A 4,096-nucleotide genomic window follows, 5' to 3' on the forward strand; every position below is an offset into this window, starting at 1 on the left:
GAAGCAGAGCTTCCCCGGCGGCCTGCTGCTTGGCTGCGACGCCGGCACGCTCAACTTCGCCAAGATCAAGGGCGTGCATACCGCGATGAAGTCGGGAATGCTGGCGGCCGAGACAGTGCACGCCGCCTTGCAGTCGGGGGACCAGGGGCGCAGTGATCTGGTGGCCTACGCAACCGCTTTCCGCGAGTCGTGGCTGTATGCCGAACTATACCGGGCACGCAATTTCGGGCCGGCGCTGCACAGGTTCGGCACCTTTCTCGGCGGTGCCTTCAACTGGATCCAGCAGAATCTGTTCTCCGGGCGCATGTTTTTCACCCTCAAGGACCGCAGCAGCGATCACGAGCAACTGGCGCCGGCCAGCCGCCATCAGCCGATCGAGTACGCCAAACCGGACGGCCTGCTGACCTTTGACCGACTGTCATCCGTTTTCGTCTCGAATACGGCGCATGAGGAAGAGCAGCCGGTTCATCTGCAGCTGCTGGACAGCAGCAAGGCGATTGCCATCAACTTCCGGGAATATGCCTCGCCCGAACAGCGTTACTGTCCGGCAGGGGTGTACGAGATCGTCGAAGAGGCGGCCGGACCGCGCCTGCAGATCAACGCATCCAACTGCCTGCACTGCAAGACCTGCGACATCAAGGATCCGACGCAGAACATCCGCTGGGTGGCGCCGGAGGGGGGCGGCGGACCCAACTATCCGAACATGTGAGTCCGCCGTGCCCGCTCAAGCCGCGTGCTGCGCCAGGGCCCAGGCGACATGTTCGCGTAGCAGGGCGGAGGGGTCGTCCTGTCGCCCACGCAATGCGGCAATCACCTCGGGCGAGCCGGGCGCGTTGCCCAGCGCCACGGCGAGGTTGCGCAGCCAGCGCAGGTGCCCGATGCGGCGGATCGCGCTGCCGGCGAGTCGCGCGTTGAACTCGGCCTCGCTCCAGGCGAACAGTGTCGGCAGCGGCGCGGCGTCAAGGCCGTTGCGCACTGCGAAATCGCAGTCGCCGATGCGGGCGAAGCGGTTCCACGGACAACAGAGCTGGCAGTCGTCGCATCCGTAGATGCGGTTGCCGATCAGGGGGCGCAAGGCCACCGGAATGGCTCCGTGCAGTTCGATCGTCAGGTAGGAGATACACAGCCGCGCGTCCACCTCATAGGGTGCGACGATCGCCGCGGTCGGGCAGGCGTCCAGGCAGCGCCGGCAGTCGCCGCAGTGCTCCTTGGCCGGCTGGTCGGGCGGCAGCGGCAGCGTGGTGTAAATCTCGCCGAGAAAGTGCCACGAACCCTCGCGGGTCAGCGAGAGCGTATGCTTGCCGCGCCAGGCCAGCCCCGACTGCTGCGCGAATTCGGTTTCCAGAACCGGTGCCGAATCGGAAAAGACGCGGTAGGTCATCGGCTGGCCCAGCGCCCCGGCTGCCGCGCGCAGATGTTCGGCAAGCTTCCGCAGCCGGCTGCGAACCGTCTTGTGATAATCGCGACCCAGGGCATAGCGTGAGACGTACGCACGGCTGCGGTCGGCAAGCACCTGTTCGGCATCGCATGCGTCAGGCCAGTAGGGCAGGCGGGCCGAGATGACCGAGCGCACGCCGGACAGTAGGTCCTGCGGCGCGGCACGCAGTGCCACATGTTTGGCCATATAATCCATTTCGCCGTGCCGCCCGAGCTCGATCCAGCGCGCCAGCCGCCCGGCGGTCGCTGCCACATCGACGCCGCTGATGCCAATTGAGGCAAAGCCGAGCTCCCGCCCCCAGTCCCTGATTCTGTTGACCATGGCGGCATGGTCGATCTGGCCGTTCACCTCGTCATCGCCACCTGTTTGGGAGCCCCGTTCGTGCATAGTCCGGATGATAACCAGTCCAGCTTCACCCTGCACCTGCCCGACGCGGTAGCGACGGGCAGCCTGGGGCGCGCGCTCGCGCCATTGCTTGCGCCAGGCATGGTGGTTGGCCTGGATGGCGATCTCGGCGCCGGCAAGACCACCCTGGTGCGCGCACTGCTGCGTGCACTTGGTCATGTCGGTCCGGTCAAAAGCCCTACGTATACACTGGTTGAAATTTATGTGATTTCGAGGATATACTGGTATCACTTTGATTTCTATCGTTTCAACTTTCCGGAAGAGTTTCTGGATGCAGGGTTTGGCGAGTATTTCCGCGACGATGCAGTTTGTCTGGTCGAGTGGCCGCAAAAGGCGGCCGGCTATCTGCCGCCGGCCGACCTTGTTCTGCGCTTCCATTTGGCTGAGCGAGGGCGGACGGTGGACGTCGTCGCATTCAGTGAGGAGGGACGAGCATGTCTTCAGGCGCTGAAGAGCGAGTGGTCGGGCGCCGCCGGCTGATCAAGTTCACTGGCGCATCACTGCTGCTGACGGTCAGTCCGCTGTCGCCGGCGGCCGCCAACCGGAGTGTTGGCGTTCTGGCGGTGCGCATCTGGCCGGCAGCGGATTACACGCGAGTGGCCATCGAACATAGCGCACCACTCAGGTATACGCACTTCCTGGTCAAGGACCCGGATCGTCTGGTGGTTGACCTGGAAGGCATCGAGTTCAACAATGTGCTCGAGAGTCTTGCCAACAAGATCGCGCCCGATGATCCGAACATCAGGCTGTTGCGCGCCGGGCGTTACAAGCCGGGTGTCGTTCGGCTGGTGATGGAACTCAAGGGGGAAGTCAATCCGCAGGTGTTCGAACTGCCGCCAGTGGGTGGCTATGGGCATCGACTGGTCCTCGACGTCTATCCCCTCAATCCGCCCGATCCCCTGCTCTCGCTGCTCAACCGCAGCGATCAGGCGCCGGTGGCGGTCGAGAGCAGGCCCGCCGGCAAGCCGGAGAGCCGCCCGGAAGTGGTGGCCGAGAACAGGCGGGAATCGAAAGCCGAGCAACCGGCCGAGCAGAAGCCGTCCGTCAAGCGCCCGGGCAGGGCGGTGGTCGATCGCCTCGTCACCATCACCCTCGACCCCGGGCACGGTGGCGAGGATCCGGGAGCCGTCGGCAGCGGCGGCAGCTACGAGAAGAACGTCACGCTGGCGGTTGCCAAGCGCCTCAAGGCGAAGATCGAGAGCGAGCCGAACATGCGCGCCGTGCTCACTCGCGATTCCGATTTCTTCGTACCCCTGCAGGCCAGGGTGCAGAAAGCTCGGCGAATCCAGTCCGATCTTTTCGTTTCCATTCACGCCGATGCCTTTGTCAGGCCGGACGCCAACGGGTCTTCGGTCTTCGTTCTTTCGGAAAGCGGCGCCTCCAGCTCGGCGGCACGCTATCTGGCACAGAAGGAAAACGCCGCCGATCTGATCGGTGGGGTGAATATCGACGTCAAGGATCCGGTTCTCGCACGTACGCTACTCGACCTCTCGCAAACAGCGACGATCAACGACAGCCTCAAACTCGGCAAGGCGGTGCTCGGCGAACTCGGCGGCATCAACCGCCTGCACAAGGCGAGCGTCGAGCAGGCCGGGTTTGCCGTGCTCAAGGCGCCCGACATTCCCTCGATCCTGATCGAGACGGCCTTCATCTCGAATCCCGAGGAAGAGAAAAAACTCAACGACGATGCCTATCAGGACAAGATGGCCGAGGCGATCCTCTCGGGAATCCGCAAGTACTTCGCGAAGAATCCGCCGCTCGCCAAGTCGACTCTGGCCAGGCTCGACTAGCGCCGAGCATGGCCGTTACTTGCGCGGTCGGTGGGCCACCGCAACCGGGTAAGTCGCTGGACAGGGGGGTTCCAAATGGCGGATGTCACTGCTAGAATGCCGGCCTTGCATTGGCGGAACCAGTCGTCGTGCCGCTGTAGCTCAGTCGGTAGAGCAGCGCATTCGTAATGCGTAGGTCCCCAGTTCGATTCCGGGCAGCGGCACCAGTAAATCAAAGACATAAAGAAGCCTGATTAGCAACAATCGTCAGCTGGGCGCATTTGGTGAGCCCGGCTGAGCGTATCCTGCACTTCATCATCACGGGGAGGTCAGGGCTATGGCCATGAATCGAATTCAGTTTCAACCCGGTTTGTCGATGCCAGAGTTTGCTCAGCGCTTCGGAACCGAGTCGCAGTGCGCAGCAGCGCTGGAGGCGGCGCGGTGGCCGAACGGCTTTTCGTGTCCTCGCTGCGGTGGAACGGCA

5 protein-coding genes and 1 tRNA gene are annotated in these 4,096 nt (G+C 63.5%); 5 read left to right on the top strand and 1 reads right to left on the bottom strand.

The window, feature by feature from the left end; genetic code table 11:
- The coding region (locus JNK99_RS04225; RefSeq protein ID WP_291849083.1) for a 4Fe-4S dicluster domain-containing protein at positions 1-709 on the top strand (709 nt) is incomplete at its 5' end.
- Positions 710-724: 15 nt separating this feature from the next.
- Here the strand turns inward: JNK99_RS04225 and queG are convergent.
- A complete protein-coding gene (gene queG, locus JNK99_RS04230) occupies positions 725-1,759 on the bottom strand; it encodes a tRNA epoxyqueuosine(34) reductase QueG (protein ID WP_291849092.1) in 1,035 nt (344 codons plus the stop codon).
- 6 nt (positions 1,760-1,765) lie between these two features.
- Between queG and tsaE the strand changes: the two genes are divergently transcribed.
- The 4 genes from tsaE to JNK99_RS04250 form a co-directional block, all read left to right on the top strand.
- A complete protein-coding gene (gene tsaE / locus JNK99_RS04235; protein ID WP_291849086.1) occupies positions 1,766-2,323 on the top strand; it encodes a tRNA (adenosine(37)-N6)-threonylcarbamoyltransferase complex ATPase subunit type 1 TsaE in 558 nt (185 codons plus the stop codon).
- Entirely contained in the window at positions 2,278-3,633 is a 1,356-nt protein-coding gene (locus JNK99_RS04240; protein WP_291849089.1) for an N-acetylmuramoyl-L-alanine amidase, read from the top strand. The genes tsaE and JNK99_RS04240 overlap by 46 nt, the downstream gene beginning before the upstream one ends.
- 130 nt (positions 3,634-3,763) lie before the next feature.
- Positions 3,764-3,839 (top strand) — tRNA-Thr (locus JNK99_RS04245).
- Positions 3,840-3,949: 110 nt separating this feature from the next.
- Positions 3,950-4,096: transposase (locus JNK99_RS04250; RefSeq protein WP_291849095.1), on the top strand; the 147-nt coding region annotated here is incomplete at its 3' end.

Origin of the sequence: Accumulibacter sp. (assembly GCF_016789985.1) — a bacterium.
In the GTDB taxonomy this organism is placed as follows: domain Bacteria; phylum Pseudomonadota; class Gammaproteobacteria; order Burkholderiales; family Rhodocyclaceae; genus Accumulibacter.

Coding starts and splice junctions, on each gene's coding strand:
- queG (WP_291849092.1), bottom strand. CDS start 1,759: ATGGTCAACAGAATCAGGGACTGGGGGCGGGAGCTCGGCTTTGCCTCA.
- tsaE (WP_291849086.1), top strand. CDS start 1,766: ATGGTCGATCTGGCCGTTCACCTCGTCATCGCCACCTGTTTGGGAGCC.
- JNK99_RS04240 (WP_291849089.1), top strand. CDS start 2,278: ATGTCTTCAGGCGCTGAAGAGCGAGTGGTCGGGCGCCGCCGGCTGATC.